The organism is Streptomyces aureus, from assembly GCF_000725495.1.
GTDB lineage: Bacteria > Actinomycetota > Actinomycetes > Streptomycetales > Streptomycetaceae > Streptomyces > Streptomyces aureus_B.
Genome location: NZ_JNZD01000004.1, coordinates 702,792 through 724,719, shown reverse-complemented (window position 1 = coordinate 724,719; position 21,928 = coordinate 702,792). Strand labels below are relative to the sequence as shown.

Annotated in this window: 22 protein-coding genes, 1 tRNA gene and 1 riboswitch; of the genes, 18 read left to right on the top strand and 5 right to left on the bottom strand. The window is 73.1% G+C overall.

Features of this window, described 5'->3' with window-relative positions; translation table 11 throughout:
* The first annotated feature begins 54 nt into the window (after positions 1 to 54).
* Both IO36_RS09315 and IO36_RS09310 read left to right on the top strand, forming a co-directional pair.
* Positions 55 to 693 (top strand): helix-turn-helix domain-containing protein, encoded by a 639-nt coding sequence (locus tag IO36_RS09315; protein WP_037617994.1) that lies wholly within the window; start codon positions 55 to 57, stop codon positions 691 to 693.
* 26 nt (positions 694 to 719) lie between these two features.
* Entirely contained in the window at positions 720 to 836 is a 117-nt protein-coding gene (locus IO36_RS09310) for a DUF6126 family protein (protein ID WP_037618597.1), read from the top strand.
* A 22-nt stretch (positions 837 to 858) separates the two neighbouring features.
* Here the strand turns inward: IO36_RS09310 and IO36_RS09305 are convergent, their stop codons facing one another.
* Positions 859 to 1,656: a tyrosine-protein phosphatase gene (locus IO36_RS09305; protein ID WP_037617992.1), complete on the bottom strand. Its 798-nt coding sequence runs from the start codon at positions 1,654 to 1,656 to the stop codon at positions 859 to 861.
* Positions 1,657 to 2,300: 644 nt separating this feature from the next.
* A riboswitch (cyclic di-AMP (ydaO/yuaA leader) is annotated at positions 2,301 to 2,458 on the top strand.
* 4 nt (positions 2,459 to 2,462) lie between these two features.
* On the opposite strand from IO36_RS09305, the gene IO36_RS09300 reads away from it, so the two are divergent.
* On the top strand, positions 2,463 to 3,353 hold the full coding sequence (locus tag IO36_RS09300; protein WP_037617989.1) for a M23 family metallopeptidase: 891 nt from the start codon (positions 2,463 to 2,465) through the stop codon (positions 3,351 to 3,353).
* A gap of 246 nt (positions 3,354 to 3,599) precedes the next feature.
* Positions 3,600 to 4,385 (top strand): SGNH/GDSL hydrolase family protein, encoded by a 786-nt coding sequence (locus tag IO36_RS09295; RefSeq protein ID WP_037617988.1) that lies wholly within the window; start codon positions 3,600 to 3,602, stop codon positions 4,383 to 4,385.
* A gap of 90 nt (positions 4,386 to 4,475) precedes the next feature.
* Here IO36_RS09295 and IO36_RS09290 read toward each other — a convergent pair whose 3' ends face one another.
* From IO36_RS09290 to IO36_RS09275, 4 genes are all read right to left on the bottom strand, one after another.
* On the bottom strand, positions 4,476 to 5,093 hold the full coding sequence (locus IO36_RS09290; RefSeq protein WP_037617986.1) for a TetR/AcrR family transcriptional regulator: 618 nt from the start codon (positions 5,091 to 5,093) through the stop codon (positions 4,476 to 4,478).
* 117 nt (positions 5,094 to 5,210) lie between these two features.
* Complete coding sequence (locus IO36_RS09285; RefSeq protein ID WP_037617984.1) at positions 5,211 to 5,630, bottom strand: hypothetical protein; 420 nt, start codon at positions 5,628 to 5,630, stop codon at positions 5,211 to 5,213.
* Positions 5,631 to 5,835: 205 nt separating this feature from the next.
* Positions 5,836 to 7,017: a glutamate dehydrogenase gene (locus tag IO36_RS09280; protein ID WP_037617982.1), complete on the bottom strand. Its 1,182-nt coding sequence runs from the start codon at positions 7,015 to 7,017 to the stop codon at positions 5,836 to 5,838.
* Positions 7,014 to 8,633: a 5-guanidino-2-oxopentanoate decarboxylase gene (locus tag IO36_RS09275; RefSeq protein WP_037617980.1), complete on the bottom strand. Its 1,620-nt coding sequence runs from the start codon at positions 8,631 to 8,633 to the stop codon at positions 7,014 to 7,016. Before IO36_RS09275 ends, IO36_RS09280 begins: the two co-directional genes overlap by 4 nt.
* Positions 8,634 to 9,354: 721 nt before the next feature.
* On the opposite strand from IO36_RS09275, the gene IO36_RS09270 reads away from it, so the two are divergent.
* The 14 genes from IO36_RS09270 (at position 9,355) to IO36_RS09205 (ending at position 21,892) form a co-directional block, all read left to right on the top strand.
* Positions 9,355 to 10,572, top strand: a complete 1,218-nt coding sequence (locus IO36_RS09270) for an MBL fold metallo-hydrolase (RefSeq protein WP_037617979.1) — start codon at positions 9,355 to 9,357, stop codon at positions 10,570 to 10,572.
* A gap of 346 nt (positions 10,573 to 10,918) precedes the next feature.
* Positions 10,919 to 13,072, top strand: a complete 2,154-nt coding sequence (locus IO36_RS09265) for a sensor histidine kinase (protein WP_037617977.1) — start codon at positions 10,919 to 10,921, stop codon at positions 13,070 to 13,072.
* A gap of 62 nt (positions 13,073 to 13,134) precedes the next feature.
* Positions 13,135 to 13,569, top strand: coding sequence for a roadblock/LC7 domain-containing protein (locus tag IO36_RS09260; protein ID WP_037617975.1), 435 nt, complete (start codon positions 13,135 to 13,137; stop codon positions 13,567 to 13,569).
* Between the two features lie 2 nt (positions 13,570 to 13,571).
* Entirely contained in the window at positions 13,572 to 13,943 is a 372-nt protein-coding gene (locus IO36_RS09255; protein ID WP_037618594.1) for a DUF742 domain-containing protein, read from the top strand.
* Positions 13,921 to 14,520 carry a GTP-binding protein gene (locus IO36_RS09250; RefSeq protein WP_037617972.1) on the top strand — a complete coding sequence of 200 codons (600 nt, stop codon included), beginning with the start codon at positions 13,921 to 13,923 and terminating at the stop codon, positions 14,518 to 14,520. The genes IO36_RS09255 and IO36_RS09250 overlap by 23 nt, the downstream gene beginning before the upstream one ends.
* The gene (locus tag IO36_RS09245; RefSeq protein ID WP_037617970.1) at positions 14,517 to 15,098 is read left to right on the top strand and encodes a GAF domain-containing protein; all 582 of its coding nucleotides are present in this window, start codon (positions 14,517 to 14,519) and stop codon (positions 15,096 to 15,098) included. The genes IO36_RS09250 and IO36_RS09245 overlap by 4 nt, the downstream gene beginning before the upstream one ends.
* 370 nt (positions 15,099 to 15,468) lie before the next feature.
* Complete coding sequence (gene tdh, locus IO36_RS09240) at positions 15,469 to 16,497, top strand: L-threonine 3-dehydrogenase (protein ID WP_037617968.1); 1,029 nt, start codon at positions 15,469 to 15,471, stop codon at positions 16,495 to 16,497.
* An 18-nt stretch (positions 16,498 to 16,515) separates the two neighbouring features.
* On the top strand, positions 16,516 to 17,709 hold the full coding sequence (locus IO36_RS09235) for a glycine C-acetyltransferase (RefSeq protein WP_037617967.1): 1,194 nt from the start codon (positions 16,516 to 16,518) through the stop codon (positions 17,707 to 17,709).
* A 79-nt stretch (positions 17,710 to 17,788) separates the two neighbouring features.
* Positions 17,789 to 18,694 (top strand): LysR family transcriptional regulator, encoded by a 906-nt coding sequence (locus IO36_RS09230; RefSeq protein ID WP_037617964.1) that lies wholly within the window; start codon positions 17,789 to 17,791, stop codon positions 18,692 to 18,694.
* Positions 18,695 to 18,741: 47 nt separating this feature from the next.
* Positions 18,742 to 19,314 carry a helix-turn-helix domain-containing protein gene (locus IO36_RS09225; RefSeq protein ID WP_037617962.1) on the top strand — a complete coding sequence of 191 codons (573 nt, stop codon included), beginning with the start codon at positions 18,742 to 18,744 and terminating at the stop codon, positions 19,312 to 19,314.
* Complete coding sequence (locus tag IO36_RS09220; protein WP_051900262.1) at positions 19,314 to 19,847, top strand: GNAT family N-acetyltransferase; 534 nt, start codon at positions 19,314 to 19,316, stop codon at positions 19,845 to 19,847. Before IO36_RS09225 ends, IO36_RS09220 begins: the two co-directional genes overlap by 1 nt.
* 132 nt (positions 19,848 to 19,979) lie before the next feature.
* Positions 19,980 to 20,339: an MmcQ/YjbR family DNA-binding protein gene (locus IO36_RS09215; RefSeq protein ID WP_037617960.1), complete on the top strand. Its 360-nt coding sequence runs from the start codon at positions 19,980 to 19,982 to the stop codon at positions 20,337 to 20,339.
* Between the two features lie 102 nt (positions 20,340 to 20,441).
* Positions 20,442 to 21,761: an MFS transporter gene (locus IO36_RS09210; protein WP_051900186.1), complete on the top strand. Its 1,320-nt coding sequence runs from the start codon at positions 20,442 to 20,444 to the stop codon at positions 21,759 to 21,761.
* A gap of 57 nt (positions 21,762 to 21,818) precedes the next feature.
* Positions 21,819 to 21,892: transfer RNA gene (locus IO36_RS09205), tRNA-Pro, on the top strand.
* The last annotated feature ends 36 nt before the right edge of the window (positions 21,893 to 21,928 follow it).

Below are 21,928 nucleotides of genomic sequence, written 5' to 3'. Positions count from 1 at the left end.
TGCCTCTGAGGCAAGGAAATTGCCTCGGGGGCAATTGTTTGGCTCAATGGTTCCATGAGCCCTGCCGAACCGGGAGCGGACGACGAACCGTCCGCCGAGCTGCACGCCGTGGCGCCGCAGCTGCGCGCCCTGCGCCGCGCCGCCTCCCTCACGCTGGAGGCCGCGGCGCGCGCCGCCGGACTCTCGCCGGCCCATCTCTCCCGGCTGGAGACCGGGCAGCGTCAGCCCTCGCTGCCGATGCTGCTCACGCTGGCCCGTGTCTACGGTACGACGGTCTCCGAGCTGCTCGGCGAGACGGTCCCGGAACGTGACGCGATCGTGCGGTCCGCCGCCATGGAACCGGCGCCCGCGGGCGGCTGGACCTACTGGCAGGCGGGCTCCGCGGGCCGCGGCATGCAGGCGCTGCGGGTCCACGTCCCATACGGCTCGCAGGGCGACATCGTGCGCGTCCACCCGGGCGAGGAATGGCTGTACGTCCTCCAGGGGCGGCTCAGTCTGCGCCTCGGGGACACCGCGCACGTCCTCGCGCCGGGGGACAGCGCCCACTTCGACTCGCTGACCCCGCACCGCATCGCCGCCGCCGAGCGCGACGGAGCCGAGTTCCTCTTCGTCCACACCCTGCTGCAGAGCCCCGTCACCGCGCTGTGCCTCGGCCCGGCGACGGCCCACCCCACCCCGGGAGAGACGTCATGACCGAACCCACGGAGCCCCGCCGGTCCATGGAGGACAGGTTCCCCCGCGCCCTGTGGGTGCGTCTGATCATCTACGTCGCCGTGGGCCATCTGTTCGCGGCCTTCATCTATCTGCTCTTCACGCTGGGCGCGCAGAACCAGTAGCCGGCGGCTCCCCGTACGCGGCTCAGTCCAGGAGCCGTGCGCGCAGACGTTCGCGCAGTTCCGGCGTCAGCCCCAGTCCCTGCTCCAGATAGACCTCGACGCCGCCCCACTTCTCCTCGATCGCCTCGAACGCGGCGGTCAGATACTCGGCGCGGGCGTCGAAGAGCGGGCTGAGCAGCTCCATCACCTCGGGGGAGTAGGCGGCGGCCGAGGAGCCGTTGCGGTGCACCTTGTAGCGGCGGTGCGTGGCGTTCGACTCCAGGTAGTCGGCCACGATCGCCTCGCGCTCGACCCCGAGGGCGAGCAGGGTGACGGCGATGGACAGCCCGGCGCGGTCCTTGCCCGCCGCGCAGTGCATCAGCGCGGGCACGCTGTCCTCGGCCAGGGAGTGCAGCACCTGGGAGTGCTCGGCCGTGCGCTCCTTGATGATCGTGCGGTACGAGCCGATCATCCGGTTGGCGGCCTTGCCGTCGCCGAGCAGCGCGCGCAGCTGGTCGAGATCGCCGTTGCGCACCATCTTCCAGAACTCGCTGCCGTCCGCCGGGTCGCTCAGCGGGAGGTTCACGTTCCGTACGCCGGGCAGCTCGACGTCCGGGCCCTCCAGCTTCTGGTCCGCTGCGTTGCGGAAGTCGAAGATCGTGTGGAGTCCCAGGGACGAGAGGAACGCGGCGTCCTCCTCCGTGGCGTGCGCCAGGTGCCCGCTGCGGAACAGATGCCCGTAGCGCACTCGGCGGCCGTCCGCGGTGGGCAGTCCGCCCACGTCGCGGAAGTTGCGCACTCCGCCGAGCTCGGGCTCGGTCGACGGGACCTGCTGCGTCACGGGGGCTCCTCCCATTCGGCCGCCGGCGTCGCCGGGCCGGCCGCGGCGCCGCTCGTCGGCAGTTGTACCGGCTCGCGCTCTCGACGATACGACATGGGTTCCTCAGGCAATGAGTTGTCCACAGGGGGAGGCTTCCCGGCGGGACGCCCTGGGCGCGGCCGCTCCCGGAGCCCCAGGTCACGGAACGCAGGTGCCTCCGAGGGGTGGGGGCCGACCTGCCTCCGGGCCGCAGCGATCACGCGGATGAATTGATGCGAAATGCGACATTGGTGCGCGCCGTTTTCACGCTTCGTTCCCGATGGAGATCCCGATGGGCCGGATATCCATTGGTGTCGCATCTGCCTGTTCTGTCCGAATAGGCACCTTCATTACAACTGGCCCTGGAATAGGGCGTCCTGGGATGCATCGCGTGAGGAGCGTCATATCCGTGACGATGCGTTGCCGTCCCCGTTTCCCGACCGGCCCGCTTTTACAGGTGTGTTGAGAGTGCCGGAAGATCGTCGCTCCACGGAGGGTGACGGCGGATTCCGCATGGATCAAGAAAGGCGAGCGCACAGAAAACGGACTTGGTTGTCGATGGGCTCTCATGTCGCTTACGTTCTGCCTCAATCCGGACGGACGCCCAATCCTGCCGCCGCCCGGAATCCGCACACTCACCCGTTCACGGCAGGAGCGGGGGACCCACAGGTTCCGTGCCTGGTCCGGTTCCCGGAACAGGCTTGGGGTACAGCCGCGCAGCAGCGCGGCCGGGCATCTCCAGCCCGCACCCGACAGCTCACCCCGCAGGCGCCGGAGAGGAATTCGCCATGCCCGCGAAGGGTAAGCACCGCCGTCCCAAGTCCCCGCGTTTCAGCCGCTCGATCGCCGTGGCCGGAACCGGTGGCGCCGCACTCGCGCTGCCCCTGATGGGGGCCACGGGCGCGCACGCCGCGACCCAGACCACCGCCGTGGCGCACCACGTCGAGAAGGCCCCGACCGCCGCCCCCGCCAAGAAGGCGGCCCCGGCCACCACGACGAAGACGTACGCGGTGAGGTCCGGCGACTACCTCTCGAAGATCGCCGACGAGCAGAACGTCAGCGGCGGCTGGAAGAAGATCTACTCCGACAACCGCTCCGCCATCGGCAGCGACCCGTCGCTGATCCACCCCGGCCTGAAGCTCTCGCTCGGCAAGAAGGCCGCCTCCGCCGCCCACGCCGCCACCCGGACGTCCACCTCGGCGGGCTCCGCCCAGGCGGCCCCGGCCACCGAGACGGCCGGCTCCGGCGCCGCCTCCACCGCCTCCTCCTCCGGCTACACCCTGCCGGTCGCCGGCAGCGCCGTCGGCACCGGCTACAAGGTGGCGGGCAGCATGTGGTCCAGCGGCTACCACACGGGCGTCGACTTCGTGGTCCCGACCGGCACCACCATCAAGTCCATCGCCGCGGGCACCGTCGTCTCCGCGGGCTGGGGCGGCGCCTACGGCAACCAGGTCGTCATCCAGCACGCCGACGGCAAGTACTCCCAGTACGCCCACATGTCGTCGCTGTCCGTCTCGGCCGGCCAGACCGTGACCGAGGGCCAGCAGATCGGTCTCTCCGGCGCGACCGGCAACGTGACCGGACCGCACCTGCACTTCGAGATCCGCACCACCCCGGACTACGGCTCCGACGTCGACCCGGTGGCGTACCTGCGCTCGCACGGCGTCGCCGTGGGCTGACCCCCCAGACTCCTGCTCCTGACGGCAGGATCCTCTCCGAAGGCCGGACCCCATGATCCCCTGGGTCCGGCCTTCGGGCGATCGCTGCCTCAACATCCTTGATGCGAGCCTTATTCCAGAGTTGACCAATGATTGGCGAGTGGCTTATCTCACCGTCCGTCAACCCTTCCCTACGGTCGCGTAGCTCACATCGAAAGGTGAATCATGTTCGATGTGGCAGACGATTCGAAGAGTGACAACAGATCAGTGATCGGGTCGTACGTGGCGGTGGGGGACAGCTTCACCGAGGGCGTCGGCGATCCTGGCCCCGACGGGGCGTTCGTCGGCTGGGCCGACCGGTTCGCGGTACTTCTCGCGGACCGCAGGCCCGAGGGCGACTTCGACTACACCAATCTCGCCGTGCGCGGGAAACTGCTCGACCAGATCGTCGAGACCCAGCTCCAGCGGGCCAAGGAACTCGCCCCGGACCTGATCTCGTTCTGCGCCGGCGGCAACGACATCATCCGCCCCGGCACCGACCCCGACGAGGTCGCCGAGCGCTTCGAGCGGGCGGTCGCCGACCTCACCCAGCACATCGGCACCGTCATGGTGACCACCGGCTTCGACACCCGTGGCGTCCCCGTGCTCAAGCACCTGCGCGGCAAGATCGCCACCTACAACGGCCATGTGCGGGCCATCGCGGACCGCTACGGCTGTCCCGTCCTCGACCTCTGGTCCCTGAAGACGGTCCAGGACCGCCGGGCCTGGGACGGAGACCGGCTGCACCTCTCGCCCGAGGGGCACACCCGGGTGGCGCTCCGTGCCGGCCAGGTGCTCGGCATCGACGTGCCGGCCGACCCGGACCAGCCCTGGCCGCCGCTGCCGCCGCGCGGCACGCTCGAGGTGCGCCGGGACAACATCCAGTGGGCACGCGAGTACCTGGTCCCCTGGATCGGACGCCGGCTGCGCGGGGAGTCCTCGGGCGACCACGTCTCGGCCAAGGGCGCCCTCTCCCCGGACGACATCAAGCTGCGCATCGAGTCGGTGGCCTGAGGACACGGGCGGCGGAAACGGAACGGCGGAATCGGAACGCGGGACCCGGTCACCGGGTCCCGCGTTCCGATTCCGCCGTTCCGGCACGTCCTAGCGCACCGCCGCGATCAACGCCTCGCGCTCCAGGCCCAGTTCGCGAGCGAGGGCCTCGTCCACCCACTCCTGGGTCCGGGCCCGTGACGCACCGGAGTACGCCGTCATCTGGACCGCGAGACCGTCCAGCAGCGCCGTCAGCCTGAGGACCGCGCCCGCCGGGTCCGGGCAGCGGAACTCGCCGGCGGCCACGCCCTCGGCGATCACCTCGGTCATCGCGGCCTTCCACTGCCGGTCGAGATCCCGGGTGACCTCGCGCAGCGCGGGCTCGCGCAGGGCGGCCGCCCAGCCCTCGATCCACAGGCGCCAGCCCTTCGCCTGCCCCGTCGGGGCGTACCACCGCACGGCGGCCCGCAGACGGCGCAGTGCCGTCGTCCGGCGGCCGAGCAGTTTGCGCAGATGGGCGAGGTCGTCCTCGGCCGCGTAGGTGAAGGCGGCGGCGACCAGCTTCTCCTTCGTCGAGAAGTGGTACAGCACCAGCGCGTTGCTCACGCCGAGGGCCGAGGCCACGTCGGCGATCCGTACCGCCGCCACGCCCCGTGCCTCGATCTGCTCGACGGCGGCCCGCAGCAACTCCTCGCGCCGCTGCGCCACGCTCAACCGGACTCTCGCCACGCGGCAACCCTACACAGCCCTTGGGGGAAGGGGTCCGACAGGAGCCGAGACCTTGGGGTGCCGCCCGGCCCTCGGTGCGGGCGGCACCCCGGACCGAGCCCGGCGCGGGGCGCCCCGTCAGTCGACGAACTGGTGGTCGGCCTCGATGCGGCCCTCCCCGTCGAGGACGAGGAACTCCAGCCCGCCGCCCGTGACCCGTTCCTCCCCGGTGTGGAAGGACTCCCAGCGGAACGTGACCACCCGGTCCAGCCGGCGGGCGGCCTCCTGGATCCGGAAGACGTACGTCCCCGGAGCCACGAACTCCTCGTAGGCACGCGTCACGCGCGCGTACAGCTCGTCATGGCCCCGGGCCGCCAGCACGGCCGTGCCGAAGCCGAGGGACACGGCCCGGTCGTGCATCTCCTGCGGGGGGCGCAGCAGATGCACGCCGTCCTCGGTCCACAGGTCGCGCACGGTCTTCAGCCGGATGCCGGGGTCGGGTTCGTTCCAGACGCCGATGTAGCGCTCGATCAGGTCCTGCGCGTCGGTGGCGGACATGGTGCTCCTCCTGCGGGTCGGTGCGCGTTCGCGCGCGGTTCCGTGACCCCGCCGACTCTGCTGCGGACCGGCTCCCGCCTCAATTCCCGCCAGGGAATGACGGTCCCGGCCGTCGCGTCCAGGACACGGATCGCTCGTCCCGCGCACCGCCCCGCAGGGCGCCGGCCCGGCGCCCGTCCCGCGCGCTCCCGCGGAGCGCCCGCCCTCAGCGATACCAGCCGAACCGCTCCGCGATGACCGGCAGCCGGTCGGTGACGATGGCGTGGGCGGCGGCCCGCGGGGTCGTGCCGTCGGCCTCCGCCCGTGCGAGCGTGGTGTCGATCAGGGCCCGCATGGAGCGCCGGATGTGGGCGAACGCCTCGTCCGCGTCGGCGCCGATGTCGCCGAACAGGGTCCACCACCACCAGGCGTTCGTACCGGAGTTGACCACGACGTCCGGCAGGACGGTGACCCCGCGCGCGGCGAGCAGCTCCTCCGCCTCCGCGCGGACGGGCATGTTGGCCGCCTCGACGATCCAACGGGCCTTGATCCCCTGCTGGTTGGCGGTGTCGATCGCGTACGAGACCGCGGCGGGCACCAGCACCTCGGCCTCCGCGGACAGCCAGGCGTCACCGGGGAGTTCACGGTCCTCCGGGCGCAGTACCGCGCGGTCGACCGTGCCGTACGCGTCGCGGGCCGCGAGCAGCGCCTCGACGTCGAGACCGTCGGGGTTCGCGACGGTTCCCTTGACGTCGGCGACGGCCACGATCCGCAGACCGGCGCGGGCGAGGAAGCGTGCGGTGGCCCCGCCCATGGTGCCGAGTCCCTGGACGGCGACCCGGGTTCCCTCGTGCGGTGTCCCGGCCCGGTCCAGGGCGGCGAGCACCGACTCGGCGACGCCGCAGCCGCCGGCCAGTTCGTCGAGGCCGATGCCGTCCACCTCGACCGCGAAGGCGTCCGCGAGCCGCTCGCGGGCCGCCGCCTCGTCGTCGAGCAGCGGGTACACGGCCTGGATGGAGGAGACGAGGCCGGCCTCGGCGGCGGCCCGGTCCACCAGGTCCTGGCTGAGCCCGAGGTCCTCACCAGTGGTCCAGAAGGACTCGATGTAGGGGCGCATGGCGCGCAGATAGCGCACGAGCAGGCCGTACGCGTCCGGGTCCTGGGGATCGCAGTCGATCCCGCCCTTGGCCCCGCCCAGCGGGACGTAGCGGCCCTCGGGGTTGTAGTGCAGGGCTTCCTTCATGGTCATGCCACGGGCGAGCCCGGCGACCTCCTCCAGCGTGCAGCCGGGCCGCATCCGCAGTCCGCCGCTGGAGACGCCCCGCACGAGCCGGTCGACGACGAGGAACCCCGGACGGCCGGTGACGTGGTCCGTCCAGGTGAGCGTCATCAGCGGGGCGGCGGTCATGGGGTCTCCTCGGGAACGGCGATCAGCGTGGGGCCGGGGGTGCGCAGGGCCTCGGCGAGTGCCGGGCCCAGCTCGTCGGGGCTGTGTACGTGGGTGCCCCGCCCTCCGTAGGCGCGGGCCAGGGCGGGCAGGTCGACCGGTGCGAGGTCGACGGCCGTGGGCGTGTCGCCCCGGGCGGCCATCTCGTCGCGGATCTCCCCGTAGCCGCCGTTGTCGAAGACCACGACGGGCAGCGGGAGCCGGAGCTGTGCGGCGGTCGCCAGCTCCTGCACCGTGAACTGGAGGCCGCCGTCCCCGCTGAGCGCCACCACCTCACGGCCGGGGCACGCCGCCTTGGCGCCGATCGCCGCGGGCAGAGCGTAGCCGAGCGTTCCGTATCCGGTCGGGTGGAGGTAGCGGCCCGCGGGGCCGAGCGGGAGGTGGGGGAGAGCCCCGTAGTAGCAGCACTGGGCGCTGTCCGAGGTGATCACCGCGTCGTCGGGCAGGACGGAGCGTATGGCCCGCAGGTACGGGATCCAGCGGGCGTCGCGCCCCGCGGTCTCGGCGTTGCGTTCGGCCCGCAGTTCTCCGGCGCGCCGGGCCGTGTCCTCCTCGGGCACGCGCGCGTGGCGGTGCGCCCCGCCCGCCGTGTCCAGGGCGGCGAGCAGGGCGGTGAGGGCCTGCTCCGCGTCCCCGACGACGGCGACGTCCGCGGCGAGGCCCGCGTACATCTGGTCCGGGTCCAGGTCCACGCGGATCAGCGTGCCGTTCAGGCCGGGCGGCGCGGACCAGAAGTCGGACTCGGCGAGTTCGGTGCCCACGGCGAGGACGGCGTCGCGTTCCGTGAGCCATTTCCGGACCGCCGGGCTGTGCAGGGACACGCCCAGGGCCAGCGGATGGGTCTCCGGGACGATCCCCTTGCCGTTGGCGGTGGTGAGGACGGGGGCGCCCAGCCGCTCGGCCAGGGCCAGGGCGGGCCCGGCCGCGCCCCGCGCCCCGCCGCCGAGCACGAGGACCGGACGCCGGGCCTCGCACAGGGCCGCGGCGGCCCGCTCCACCGCCGCGGGCGCCGGGGCGGGGGGAGCGACGTCGGGGCTGACGCGGACGGGCCCGGTCTCCTCCGCCGTCTCCAGCAGGTCGAGGGGGATCTCGAGGTGCGCGGGCCGCGGCCGGCCGGTGCGGAACAGGGTGAACGCGCGGGCGACCGCCGCGTCGATCTCGGCGACCGAGGACACCCGGTGGCTGAACGCGGCCACGCCCCGCAGGGCCTCCGTCTGGCTGCGGCTCTCGTGCAGCGCCCCGGTGGACAGGCGCGGGTGGCGCAGCGGCATCCCGGGGGAGACCACGAGCAGCGGCACGCTGTCCGAGTAGGCCTGGCCGACGGCCGCCGCCGCGTTCAGCAGGGCCGGCCCGGCCGTGGTGATCACCACGCCGGGGCGCCCCGTCACGCGCGCGTAGCCGTCGGCGGCGTATCCGGCGCCCTGCTCGTGGCGCGTCAGGACGTGCCGGACGCCGTACGCGGACAGGTGGCGGTAGATCTCCAGGTTGTGCGTGCCGGGGATGCCGAAGGCCCGGGTCACGCCGTGTCCGGACAACGCGCGGACCAGGGCCTCGCCGCCGGTGAGCGTCTCGCCCATCACAGGCTCCGCTCGGCGGCGCGCCGCACGGCGTACGGGGTGTTCCCGGACGCCGACGGTTCGGCGGGGAGGTCGGACACGGTGACTCCAGACGTGGACGGGGCCCGCCCGTCGGTGCGGTGGGCGGCCGGGGCGGGTGGGCGGTGCGGCCGATGACCGAACTACTGAACCATGAGTCAGTATCGGAACGAGTGCCGGGGTGTGTCAACGAACGGGACCGGCCGCCGCCCGAAGCACCGGACGGCCGGGGTCCGGGGCGGTCGGGGGAGGCGGGCCCGAGGCGGCACCGGAGCGTCCGTGCCGAGCTGGGCCGGGGCGGGTGGGGGAGGTGCGTCCGTGGAGACGCCGGAGCTTCGGCGCCGAGCGGGGCCGGAGCCGGTGGGGGAGGCGCGTCCGAGGCGGCACGGGGCCGTCCGTGCCGGGCGGGGCCGGGGCGGGCGCGGGAGGTGCCTCCGCCCCCGCACGCGGCGAGGGGCTGTGCCGGGAAAGCCCCTCGCTGCGTGCGGGGGCGCACCTCGCCGCGTGCGGGCGCGAGGGCGGCATCCGGATCCGCGGAAATCGTTCCGGAAATCGTGGCCCCGGCCCGGAAGAACCGGGGGTGCGGCGGGGTTGAGCAGAGCAGAGCCAGGGTCACGGACGTCGCGCTGTGGCCGGGGCGACCCGGCGCTGTCAGAGGCGACGACCATAATGAAAGCCTGACCGACTCCATGTGGAGGTATCCGTGACCGGTTTCCGTACCTTGAGCTCCGGGCTCCGCGCGCTGCGGCCCGCCGCCTTCGGCGCGGATCCGGCCGGTGCGCGGCTGCGGCGCATCCGCAATTCGCCGAACTTCGCGGACGGGGTCTTCCAGAACCCCGAGACCGCCCGCACCCGCCCGGACGGCTCCATGGTGGAGTTCGCGAAGGTCTACTTCCGCAGTGAGGAGCGGGCCCACCGCTCCCCGGCCGGGACCGTGCCCGTGCACGCGACGACCCTCGCCGACCTGGCCCGGCCCGCCGCGACCGGGCTGCGGCTCACCTGGATGGGGCACTCCAGCGTCCTCGCCGAGATCGACGGCCACCGCGTGCTCTTCGACCCGGTCTGGGGCGAGCGCTGCTCCCCGTTCGCCTTCGCCGGCCCCAAGCGGCTGCACCCGGTCCCGCTGCCGCTCGCCGCGCTCGGCCCGGTCGACGTCGTGGTCATCTCCCACGACCACTACGACCACCTGGACATGCCCACGATCAAGGAGCTGGGCGGCACGGACACGGTGTTCGCCGTCCCGCTCGGCGTCGGAGCCCATCTGGAGCACTGGGGCGTCCCGGCCGACCGCATCCGCGAGCTCGACTGGAACGAGTCGACCAAGGTCGGCGGGATCACCCTGACGGCGACACCGGCGCGCCACTTCTGCGGGCGCGGTCTGCGCAACACCCAGCACACCCTCTGGGCCTCCTGGGTCGCCGAGGGCGAGGCGCACCGGATCTACCACAGCGGCGACACCGGCTACTTCCAGGGCTTCAAGGAGATCGGCGCCGCCCACGGCCCGTTCGACGCCACGATGATCCAGATCGGCGCCTACAGCGACTTCTGGCCCGACATCCACATGACGCCCGAGGAGGGGATGCGCTCGCACCTGGACCTCCAGGGCGGGCGGCCCTCCGGTGTGATGCTGCCGATCCACTGGGGGACCTTCAACCTCTCCACCCACGCCTGGGCCGATCCGGGCGAGGGCACGCTGGCCGCCGCCCGCGCGGCCGGAGCGCGGGTCGCGCTGCCCCGCCCCGGCGAGCCCTTCGAGCTCACCGCCGAGACCGTCCCCGGCGAGCCGTGGTGGCGCGGTGTGGCGCGGGCGCCGAAGGGCGGCTGGCCGGCCCTCCAGGAGCCCGCCGCCGATACACCGGGTGACGTCGCCGACCGCTCGACGGAGGGCACCGGAGAGCCCGAGACGGTGTCCGCGGGCTGATCCACCGACCATCGGCGAGGGCCGGGGAGCACGATGCTCCCCGGCCCTCGCCGTTTGCTTGAGACCGCTTCCGACCAGCTCTGATCGAATCGGAGGAGCGGTGCGAACGGGTGTCCGACGGCGTTATCGGTCAGCCGTACGACGCCTCATACCAGAGCGGGACGCTACCAGGGGGAGTTTGTCAACAGCCCACCGCACCTGATGCGTTGGCGACTACTGTCAGTTGCCGACGGGCGACGCAGGGCCGATTTCTTCGGTTCTCTCGACCGGCACCGCGACCACGCACGCCCGCGTCGCGGAACCGCGGGAGCTCCACGCCCCCGACGCATCCAGCACGAGGACGCCGATGTCTCACCTCCGCGCACCGGCCGCACGCGCAGACCGCCGCGAGGGCGGCCGGCACGGTCGACCGGCACCCCGCGCCACCGTCGCGCCGCCCGAGACGCATCTGCGGCCCCAGCTGCTGCGCCTCGCGGTCCTGCCGCCGACCGCCGTGGCCCTCAGCGCGTGCGCCGCCGTCCTGTTCACCGTCCGCACCACCGGAGCCCGGCCCGGCACCGCCCTGTGGGCCGTCCTCGCCGGAGCGGCGGGCGTAGCCCTGGCCGGCGTCGTGATCGCCGCCGTGGCCGCGAACCGCGCCGCCGCCTCCGTGCGCGACCGCATAGGAGACCTGCGCCGCACCAGCGCCCGCACCGAGACGGAACTGCGCGAGGTCGTCGAGGGGCTGCGCCGCGGCGAGGACCCGCCCGCGCGCAGGAAGCGCCGCCGCCCGCCCGCCGACGCCGACGAGTTCGACCTGCTCGCCGCCGACCTCTCCCGAGCCCACGACGGTGCCGTCGCCGCCGTCGTGCAGGCCTCACGGCTCTCCAGCCGGGAGGGCAGCGACCAGAAGGTCGAGGTCTTCGTCAACCTGGCCCGGCGTCTGCAGTCCCTGGTGCACCGCGAGATCTCCCTCCTCGACGAGCTGGAGAACGAGATCGAGGACCCCGATCTCCTCAAGGGCCTCTTCCACGTCGACCACCTGGCCACCCGCATCCGTCGCCATGCCGAGAACCTCGCCGTGCTCGGCGGGGCCGTGTCACGCCGTCAGTGGAGCAACCCCGTCTCCATGACCGAGGTGCTGCGCTCCGCGATCGCCGAGGTCGAGCAGTACTCACGGGTCAAGCTGGTGCCCCCGACCGACGGCACCCTGCGCGGCCACGCCGTCGCCGACGTCATCCACCTGCTCGCCGAACTCGTCGAGAACGCCACTCTGTTCTCCGCCCCGCACACCCAGGTGCTGCTGCGCGTCGACCACGTCACCTCGGGCCTGGCCATCGAGGTGGAGGACCGCGGCCTGGGCATGCAGGCGGCCGAACAGGACCGGATGAACGCCCTGCTCGCCGACCCCGACCTGGTCAATGTCGCCGGTCTGCTCCAGGACGGGCGCATCGGCCTGTTCGTGGTCTCGCAGCTCGCCCGCCGGCACAACATCCACGTACGGCTCCAGAGCAACATCTACGGCGGTGTCCAGGCCGTCCTCGTGGTCCCGCAGGACCTGCTGGGCCCGGCGCCGGACGCCGCCAGGGACACGGTGTCCACCCGGGACGGGGCGCTCACCCAGGCGCCGCCGAACGGCACGCACGCGGGGCAGCGGCCGGCCCTCGGCCCCGGGACCGCCCCCGCCCCCGCCCCCGTGGCACCGGTCGCGGTACCGCCGGGCGGCCGCCGGACGGCTCCCGTGGTGCCACGGCAGTCGCCGCGCGGACCGGCGGCCGAGCCCGCCCGGGCGGAACGGACCTCCGCACCCGCGGGAGAGGCCCGGACCGGGGAACACGGCGCGACCCCGCTCCCGGCGCACGGCGGACCCCCGCCCCAGGGGTACGGCGTCGCCCCGCTCCCGGTGCGCGGCGACCGTACCGAACGGCCCAATCCCGCCGAGGCCGTCCCCGGCATCCGGCCCGAGGACCGGCTCCCCGCCGCCGAGCACGCGGCCATGCCGCCCGTGCCGCGCGCCGGCGTCGGGCGCGGCACCGTGGGCAAGCCCGGGCTGCCGAGGCGGCGCGCCCAGGAACACCTCGTCCCGCAGCTGCGCGAAGGACAGGCGCCCCGCCCCGAACCGGAGCACCCCGTCGTCCACGACCCGGGTCTGATGGCCGCGTTCCAGCGGGGGATCGGGCTCGCCGAGGCCGCCCACGCCACCCCGGGAGGCCCGGAGGACCCGGACGCGGCGCCCGTGCCCCGGCACGGTGCCCCGGACTCGTTCCCGGACCGGGCACGCCTGGAGACCCCCCGCGACGGCCACGCGGTCCACGTCCGCGCGGAGCTGCCCACGCGCGCGACCACCCGGGCCGGCGACCCCACGGAGGCAACCAGGGAAACCCTCCGGGCGGACGGCACCCCGGCGGACCCCCCGGGTCCGCCGCCCGCCGCGCACGCACCGGCGCCGCGGGGAGCCTCCGGCCCCGCGGCCGGACCCGACAGCACCGCCCGGCACGACGGGAGCGCACCGGCCGGATGACCACGCCCGTACCCACCCCCACCGCTCCCGCAGACCTTCGTACCTCAAGGAGTCGATCCCCCATGGCGAGCGATGCCCCGACCGGCCACGTGTCCGACCTCGACTGGCTGATGAGCGGCCTCGTCCAGCGCGTCCCCCACACCACGAGCGCCGTCCTGCTCTCCAGCGACGGGCTCGTCAAGTCGGTCCACGGCCTCGACCCCGACAGCGCCGACCACATGGCGGCGCTCGCCTGCGGTCTGTACGCCCTCGGGCGCAGCGCCGGGGTGCGCTTCGGGGACGGCGGCGAGGTGCGCCAGGTCGTCGTCGAACTCGACTCGACCCTGCTGTTCGTCTCCACCGCCGGCTCCGGCACCTGCCTCGCCGTGCTCGCGGGCCGTGAGGCCGACGCGGCCGTCCTCGGCTACGAGATGGCGATGCTGGTCAAGAGCGTCCGGCCCTATCTGGTCACCGCGCCCCGGCAGCACGCCGCCGAACCCCCGGCGCTGAGGTCGTGACCGTGACCGCGGCCGGTGACGGGCCCTGGCTCGACGACGCGGCCGGACGCCTGGTGCGCCCCTACACCGTCAGTGACGGCCGGACCAGGCCGAGCACCGCGCTCGACCTCCTCTCCCAGGTCATGGCCACCGGAGCCACACCCCTCGGCTACCTCGGCCCCGAGCACGGCCAGGCGCTCGAACGCTGCCGGGCACCCGTCTCGGTCGCGGAGGTCGCCGCCCATCTGAAGCTGCCGGCGGCGGTCACCAAGGTGCTGCTGTCGGACCTCGTCGACTGCGGGGCGCTGACCACCAAGCCCCCGCGGTTCCACCACAACCCCACTGACCGATCCCTTCTGGAGGCAGTGCTCGATGGATTACGACGGCAGCTCTGACCCCTTCCCCACCGCACTGAAGATCCTGGTGGCGGGAGGGTTCGGGGTCGGCAAGACGACGTTCGTCGGCGCGGTGAGCGAGATCGCGCCGCTCAGCACGGAGGAACTGCTCACCACGGTCAGCGCCTCGACCGACCGGCTCGACGGCATCGAGAACAAGGTCGAGACGACCGTCGCGATGGACTTCGGCCGCATAACCCTGGACCCGGAACACGTGCTCTACCTGTTCGGCACGCCCGGGCAGGAGCGGTTCTGGTTCATGTGGGACGAGCTGTCCGACGGCGCGCTCGGCGCGGTGATCCTCGCCGACACCCGGCGCCTGGAGGACTGCTTCGCGGCCGTCGACTTCTTCGAACAGCGCGGCCTCGCGTTCATCGTCGCGGTCAACGAGTTCGACGGCTCCTACCGCTACGACCCGGCCGAGGTGCGCGCCGCCATCGACCTCGATCCCCGGATCCCGGTGGTGTGCTGCGACGCCCGTATCTCCAGCTCGGGGGTGCAGACCCTGCTCACCCTCGTCCGGCACCTCCTCGCCCACGCACCCGCCCCCTCCCCGAGCCAGGGAGCCCGTACATGAGCTACGAGCCGTCGCGGCCCGCCGGCCGGCTGCTGCTGACACCGCAGGACAAGGACGCGCCGGCCCGGGTGCGACGGCTGCGCCTGCTGGGGCTCGGGGAGCGCTCCGAGCCCGCCTTCGACGCCTTCGCCGACCGGCTCGCGCACGTCGCCGCGGCCCCGTACGCCATGGTCAACTTCATCGACGAGCGGCAGCAGTTCTTCGCGGGCCTGCACACCCCGGACGGCGCCCGGAGCGGTCACGCGGCCCCGGGGGACGGGAGCGGGTTCGAGGCCCGCAGGTACATGGCCCGCGACCACGGCTTCTGCCCGCATGTCGTGGTGCGCCGCAAGGCGCTCGTCCTGGAGGACGTCTGCGACTACCCGCGCTTCGCCGGGAACCCGGTCGTCGACGCGTTCGGCGTCCGTTCCTATCTCGGCGCCCCGCTGCTCGACCGCGGCGGCATCGCCCTCGGCACGATCTGCGTCGTGGACGTCGAGCCGCGCCCCTGGGGACGGGCGGGCCTGGAGACCATCAAGGCGATGGCCGCCGAACTGGCCGGGCAGCTCGAACGGCGGGAAGAGGTCCACGGGATCTGACGACGCGCCGGGGCGCGCATCCGGCCCCGGAGGCCGTCCGGGACCCATCCTGTGACCTATGGGCTCCCTCCCGGACGCAGGTGACGAGCCCCCGGGGAACGGGGGTGACGCATGGCCACGTAGTCGTGCCTGACGCCGTCGTCCCCCACGCCGTCCGTCCGCCTCCTCGCCGCTCCGGCGGCCCGGGGTCCGTCCTCAGGGGCGGCCCGGAGATCACGGGCGTGAAGGAAAGCTGGGGCCGCGCTTAAGAAATCCTCGATGGACCCAGGGCACCGTCGTACGGCAGATTCCTGGGTGAACTCACCCCTCTCCCCGGTACGGGCCGCTTCCGCGTGCCCTGTCCCGGGCCGCACGCACAGGAGCCGTACGAGTGAAGGCGCTGGTCAAGGAGAAGGCGGAGCCCGGACTCTGGCTGAAGGACGTCCCGGATCCCGAGGCCGGCCCCGGTGAGGTGCTGATCAAGGTCCTCAGGACCGGTATCTGCGGCACCGACCTGCACATCCGCAACTGGGACGGCTGGGCGCAGCAGACCATCAAGACGCCCCTCGTGCTCGGCCACGAGTTCGTCGGCGAGGTCGTCGAGACCGGCCGCGACGTCGCCGACATCAACGTCGGCGACCGTGTCAGCGGCGAGGGCCACCTGGTCTGCGGCAAGTGCCGCAACTGTCTCGCCGGACGCCGTCACCTCTGCCGGGCCACCGTCGGCCTCGGCGTCGGCCGCGACGGCGCGTTCGCCGAGTACGTCGTGCTGCCCGCCTCCAACGTGTGGGTGCACCGCGTCCCGGTCGACCTCGACGTCGCCGCGATCTTCGACCCGTTCGGCAACGCCGTCCACACCGCGCTGTCCTTCCCGCTGGTCGGCGAGGACGTCCTGATCACGGGTGCCGGCCCGATCGGCCTGATGGCCGCCGCCGTGGCCCGTCACGCGGGTGCCCGCAACGTCGTCATCACCGACGTCAGCGAGGAGCGCCTGGAGCTGGCCCGCAAGGTCGGAGTCAGCCTCGCCCTCAACGTCTCGGGCTCGACGATCGCCGACGGGCAGCGCACCCTCGGACTGCGCGAGGGCTTCGACATCGGTCTGGAGATGTCCGGCCGCCCCGAGGCGATGCGCGACATGATCGCCAACATGACCCACGGCGGGCGGATCGCGATGCTCGGTCTGCCGTCCCAGGAGTTCCCGGTCGACTGGGCCCGGATCGTGACCTCCATGATCACGATCAAGGGCATCTACGGCCGTGAGATGTTCGAGACCTGGTACGCGATGTCGGTCCTCCTGGAGAGCGGCCTCGACCTCATGCCCGTGATCACCGGCCGCTACGGGTTCCGGGACTACGAGGCGGCGTTCGACGACGCGGCAGGCGGCCGCGGCGGCAAGGTCATTCTCGACTGGACCCTCTGAGGACTTAAGGAACTGATGATGTTCGACTCCGTCCGTGACGACCTGCGCACCACCCTCGACGAGATCCGCGCCGCCGGGCTGCACAAGCCCGAGCGGGTCATCGGCACCCCGCAGTCCGCGACCGTGAACGTCACCGCGGGCGGCCGCCCCGGTGAGGTCCTCAACTTCTGCGCCAACAACTACCTCGGTCTGGCCGACCACCCCGAGGTCGTCGCCGCCGCCCACGCGGCGCTCGACCGCTGGGGCTACGGCATGGCCTCCGTGCGCTTCATCTGCGGTACGCAGGAGGTGCACAAGGAGCTGGAGGCGCGGCTGTCCGCGTTCCTCGGCCAGGAGGACACGATCCTCTACTCCTCCTGCTTCGACGCCAACGGCGGTGTCTTCGAGACCCTCCTCGGCGCCGAGGACGCGGTCATCTCCGACGCCCTCAACCACGCCTCGATCATCGACGGCATCCGGCTCTCCAAGGCCCGCCGCTTCCGGTACGCCAACCGCGACATGGCGGACCTGGAGGCGCAGCTCAAGGAGGCCTCCGGCGCGCGCCGCCGTCTGATCGTCACCGACGGCGTGTTCTCGATGGACGGCTACGTGGCCCCGCTCCAGGAGATCTGCGACCTCGCCGAGCGTTACGACGCGATGGTCATGGTCGACGACTCGCACGCCGTGGGCTTCGTCGGCCCCGGCGGCCGGGGCACCCCCGAGCTGCACGGGGTCATGGACCGCGTCGACATCATCACCGGCACCCTCGGCAAGGCCCTCGGCGGCGCCTCCGGCGGTTACGTCGCCGCCCGCGCCGAGATCGTCGCCCTGCTGCGCCAGCGGTCCCGCCCGTACCTCTTCTCGAACACGCTCGCCCCGGTGATCGCCGCGGCCTCGCTGAAGGTCCTCGACCTGCTGGAGTCCGCCGACGACCTGCGGGTGCGGCTGCGGGAGAACACGGCGCTGTTCCGCTCCCGGATGACCGAGGAGGGCTTCGACATCCTCCCCGGCGACCACGCCATCGCCCCCGTCATGATCGGTGACGCCTCCGTCGCCGGCCGCATGGCGGAGCTGCTCCTGGAGCGCGGGGTGTACGTGATCGGCTTCTCGTACCCGGTCGTCCCGCAGGGGCAGGCCCGTATCCGTGTCCAGCTGTCCGCGGGGCACTCCACCGAGGACGTGAACCGGGCCGTGGACGCCTTCGTGGCGGCGCGGGCCGAGCTCGGGGCCTGACGGAGGGTGCGCCCCCGCGCCGGGGGCGCACACCGGTCCGATGGCCGGAAAACGCGTGTGACCTGAGAGAATCGGTCGCATGATCGAAGCGCGGCGGCTCCACATCCTCCGTGCGGTGGCCGACCACCGCACGGTCACGGCGGCGGCCGCCGCGCTGTATCTCACGCCCTCGGCGGTCTCGCAGCAGCTGACCGCGCTGGAGCAGGAGACGGGCCACCGGCTCGTCGAGCGGGGCGCCAAGGGCGTACGGCTGACACCCGCCGGCGAGATCCTGCTCAGCCACACCAACGCCGTGCTGGCCCAACTGGAGCGCGCCGAGGCCGAGTTGGCGGCCTACAGCTCGGGGTCCGCGGGCACCGTCACCGTGGCCTCCTTCGCGACCGGCATCGGTCTGGTCGTGGCCCCCGCCCTGGCCCGGCTCGCCGTCACCTCGCCCGGCATCCTCGTCCGCGTACAGGACGCCGAGGGCGACGCCAGCCTGCCGATGGTGCTCGACCGGCAGGTCGACATCGCGGTGGCCGTCGAGTACCGGGGCGCCCCGGACGCGGACGACCCGCGGCTGACGCACGTCCCGTTGTACGCCGAGCCGTTCGACGCCGTCGTCCCCGTCACCCACCGGCTGGCCGACGCGGCGGAGGTGCCCCTCGCCGAGCTGGCGAAGGACCCCTGGATCGGCCCGTACCCCGGCAACCCCTGCCATGACGTGGTCGTCCTGGCCTGCGAGAACGCCGGATTCCAGCCCCGCCTCGAACACTCCTCGGACGACTTCCGGGCCGTCGTAGCCCTCGCCTCCGCGGACGCGGGCGTCGCCCTGGTCCCGCGCTCGGCGCTGCGCGGCATGGAGCTCACGGGTGTGGTCGTGCGTCCCGTGGACGGGGTCGCCCCCACCCGCCGCGTCTTCGCCGCCGTGCGCCGCGGCGCCGAGGACCATCCGCTGATCCGTCCCGTCCTGGAGGCGCTGACGCGGGCCGCCACGGTCGACTGACTCCCGCCGATCCCGGCTGTTCCCACATCTGGGATATCATCCCGGATATGGGAGACGAAGGCGATGTCACGGTCGACGCCCGGCTCGGGGCGCGACTGGCCGAGCTGAGGGCCGAACGCGGCTGGACGCTCGGTGAGCTGGCCGAGCGCAGCGGGATCAGCAGATCGACGCTCTCCCGAGCGGAGCGCGCCGAGATCAGTCCCACCGCCTCGCTCCTCAACCGCCTCTGCCATGTGTACGGGCGGACCATGTCGCAGCTGCTCAGCGAGGTCGAACGGGAAGCCGCCCTGCTGGTCCGCGCCGCCGACCAGACCGTCTGGACGGACCGGGCCGCCGGATTCGTCCGGCGCTCGGTGTCGCCGCCGCACCCGGGACTGCGCGGTGAACTGGTCGAGGGCCGGCTCACGGCCGGCGCGGACATCGCGTACGACCGGCCTCCCGTGGCCGGTCTCGAGCAGCACGTCTGGGTCCTCGACGGACGGCTCGACGTGACCGCGCAGGACGTCGAGCACCGGCTGGACGCCGGAGACTGTCTGCGGCTGCGCGTGTGGGGGCCGACCCGCTTCCACTGCCCCGGACCCGAGGACGTGCGGTACGCGCTGGCGGTGGTGCTGCCGTGATCACCGTCTCGCGCCTCACCGCGACCGAACTCCATGACGTGACCGGCGAGTTGGCGGATCTGCTCACGGACACCGTGGACGGCGGCGCCTCCATCGGGTTCCTCGCCCCGCTCGGCCGCGAGGCGGCCCTAGCCTGGTGGCGGGAGCGGGCGGACGCGGTCGCCGCCGGGCACCACGCGGTCTGGGTGGCGCACGCCGCCGGCCGGCTGACCGGCACGATCGCCCTCGCCCTCCCGGACAAGCCCAACAGCCGTCACCGTGCCAAGCTCGTCAAGCTGATGGTCCACCGGGACGGCCGCGGACAGGGCATCGCCCGGAGGCTCCTCGCCACCGTGGAGACGGCGGCTGCCGACGCGGGAATCACCCTCCTCCATCTGGACACCGAGACCGGCAGCCCCGCCGAGTCGCTGTACCGCTCGGCGGGCTGGACCCGGGCCGGGGAGATACCGGACTACGCGGCGGCACCGTCGGGGGAACTGCGCCCGACGACGCTCTACTACAAACGGCTGGGGGCCCTCGCCGCCGGCGCCTGACGGGCCTCGGCCCCGGCGGTGGCGGGCGCGCGCCGGTCCCGTGGGTCCGGGCTCGGACGCCGGTGCGCCGGCTCGCCCCTGACGTCGTGCTTCGCCGCGTCGATGTCAGTGTCATTGGCTACCGTGCGTCTCATGCCGGATGCCGAAGACGTACGCCGTATCGCCCTCTCCCTGCCGGACACCACGGAGAAGATCGCCTGGAGCATGCCCACCTTCAGGGTCGCGGGAAAGATGTTCGCCACGCTGCCCGAGGCGGAGACCTCCATCGCCGTGCGCTGTCCCAAGGAGGAGCGCGACGAGCTGGTCCTGGCCGAGCCGGGGAAGTTCTGGATCGCCGACCACGAGGCCGGTTTCGCCTGGGTCCGGGCCCGGCTCGCCGCCCTGGAGGACGAGGACGAACTCCACGCCATCCTCGCCGACTCCTGGCGCCAGGCCGCCCCGCCCCGACTCGCCGAGGCCCACCCCGAGTTGGGCCTGCCGTCCGGCCACTGAAAAGGCCGCTGCGGTTCGGCCGCCCCGTGGCATGATCCGCCTCGTGGGGCGGGCGGCTTCGTGGGGGAGCCCCCGGGGGCAGGGGGAAGGGGCGCGAGCGGGATGTCCGGGACGTCGTCGGAGAAGGAGCCAAGGGCGGTCTGGTCACGGGACTTCGCCCTGTTCTTCGTCGCACGGGCCCTCGCCCGGCTCGGCGAGACCATGCTGCCGGTGGCGCTCGCCGCGGGACTGCTGCGGTACGGCTACGGAGCCGGGGCTGTCGGCCTCGCCATGGCCGCGTCGGCCGCCCCCTTCGCCGGACTGGTCGTCTTCGGCGGAGTGATCGCCGACCGCTTCAGCACCCGTGCCCTGATGATCGGCGCCGACCTCGTGCGGCTGGTGTCCCAGTCGGCCGCCGCCGTCCTGTTCTTCACCGGACACGTGGTCCTCTGGCAGATCTGCGCGATCGGAGCGGTCAACGGCGTGGCCGGTGCCGTCTTCCAGCCCGGTGTCGCCAGCACCGTCCCGCGCCTGGCCACCGACATCCAGGGCGCCAACGGAGCCATCCGCATCGCCGAGTCCGCCGCCCAGCTCGCCGGCCCGGCCCTGGCGGGTGTCATGGTGGCGTTCGCCTCCGCCGGAGGGGTCTTCGTGGCCCACGCGACGACCTACGGCCTGAGCGCCCTGTGCCTGCTGCTGCTCAGACTTCCCCCGGCCGCCCCGGGAAGCCGTGGCCGCGGCGCGAGCTTCACGGCCGATCTCGCCGAGGGATGGCGGGAGTTCAGATCCCGCACGTGGATGTGGGCCGTCATCGTGATCTGGTGCGTCTACATGATCTCCGTCTGGGGCCCCACCGTCCCGCTGGTGGCGACCGAGGTGGTGCAGCGGCACGGCCCTCGCGCCTACGGCCTGATCAACTCCGCCCTCGGCGCCGGCACCGTCCTCGGCGGGCTCGTCGCCCTGCGGCTGCGCCCCCGCCGCATGCTGCGCGCCGGTTCGCTCGCGCTCCTGGCCTTCGCCTGCTTCCCCGCCTCCGTCGGGGCGGGGTTCGGCGTGGCGGCCGTCTCGGCGGGCGCGATGATCGCAGGGGCGGGCAGCTCGTTCTGGGGCGTGATGTGGGCGACCAGCGTCCAGACGCAGGTCGCGCCGGACGTCCTCAACCGCATCCACGCCTACGACGTGGCCGGCTCGCTGGCGATGATGCCCGTCGGCCAGGCCCTCGCCGGGCCTGCCGCCGCGGCGCTCGGCGCCGACAACGTTCTCCTCGTGGCCGGCGTGATGTCCCTCGTCGTCTCCGTGTCCCTGCTCTCGGTGCCCGCGATCCGCGGCCTGGTACGGGTCGACGCCCTCGTGTCCCGGCCGCCCGACACCGCTGCCGCACCGCTCGCACGGGCCCGTCGGCGACCCGGCCCGCACAAAACGGGTGCGCGACCACCGGCGTGAGTGCGGTATTGTTTCCGTGCGCGTCCAGCCAGGGGAAACCCCAGGTCAGACGGGCATCGGGACGTGGCGCAGCTTGGTAGCGCACTTGACTGGGGGTCAAGGGGTCGCAGGTTCAAATCCTGTCGTCCCGACAGGAGTCTTCTCCGTAGTCGCAGGTCCGAGGCCGT